1 protein-coding gene is annotated in these 1,351 nt (G+C 47.0%); it reads right to left on the reverse strand.

From position 1 onward, the window contains the following. A partial coding sequence (metG, locus tag GRP75_RS27085; protein WP_160790905.1) for a methionine--tRNA ligase occupies positions 1 to 1,085 on the reverse strand: 1,085 nt, incomplete at its 3' end. Positions 1,086 to 1,351 lie beyond the last annotated feature (266 nt).

The raw sequence follows: 1,351 nt of genomic DNA on the forward strand, positions 1-1,351 counted from the left end.
AAATCCGAATTAACTCGATCTACAAAACTTTCTGGTGTAAATGTTCCGTCTGCCCCAAAAGGCACCTCGCGCAGTAAGTAGTATCGTAGTTGGTCCAGACCATAACGGTCAATCAACGTCACTGGGTCTACAACATTGCCTTTAGATTTCGACATTTTACCGTCTTTCATGAGCAGCCAACCATGTGCAAATACTTTTTTAGGCAACGGAAGATCCAGCGCCATCAGCATGATCGGCCAATATATCGTGTGGAACCTTACAATCTCTTTACCTACGATATGCACATTTGCAGGCCAGAATTTATCATACAGCTCGGTATTGGAAGAGCCATAACCCAAGGCTGTGATGTAGTTGGAAAGTGCATCAATCCACACATACACGACATGCTTCGGATCCCCCTTCACCTTAATGCCCCAATCGAAGGTAGTACGGGATACAGCCAAATCCTCCAGACCCGGCTTGATGAAGTTATTGATCATCTCTTTTTTACGTGATTCCGGCTGGATAAACTGCGGATTCTCTTCATAAAATTGCAGCAACCGATCAGCATACTTGCTCATACGGAAAAAGTAACACTCTTCCTTGACCAGTTCTACAGGGTGTCCACTATCCGGGCTTTTTCCTCCAGCCACATTGCCTTCGGCGTCCTTCACCACGTCAACCAGCTGAGTTTCTGTGTAGTACGTCTCGTCAGGGATGCTGTACCAGCCTTCGTATTCTCCCTTGTAAATATCGCCTTGCTTCAGCAAACGATCAAAAATTTCTTGTACAACAGCCTTATGACGTTCCTCCGTAGTACGGATAAAATCGTCATTGGAAATGTCGAGCTTCCGCCACAGTTCTTGAATACCTGCCACAATATCATCTACGAAACGTTGCGGCGTTTTGCCTGCTGCACTTGCTTTCTGCTCAATCTTCTGACCATGCTCATCCGTTCCTGTCAAATAGCGCACTTCATAACCGCGTAGCCGCTTGTAACGGGCCATTGCATCTCCCGCAACCGTCGTGTAAGCATGACCTATATGTAGCTTGTCGCTCGGATAATAGATCGGTGTCGTAATGTAAAATGTGTTCTCATTGGACATGTGTGTTGCCTCCTGTTTTGTTCACGGCAGCTATAAGACCTGCTGACATGATGGTACTCCAATTCATGTATTTGGCACAAATTGGGCACAAAAAAGACCCCCGCCCCTATGGGACGAGAGTCACCTCACGCGTTACCACCCAATTTTCCTGTATCCTCGCAGACTACAGGCTTCACCGGTCACATCTGACCGCCCATTAACGCTGGAACACGCCTCCCCCTTACGATTGCCTCCCAAGCACTAATAATTATGGCAAATACGCTCGA

This window comes from Paenibacillus sp. OT2-17, from assembly GCF_009827695.1.
Classification (GTDB): domain Bacteria; phylum Bacillota; class Bacilli; order Paenibacillales; family Paenibacillaceae; genus Paenibacillus; species Paenibacillus polymyxa_B.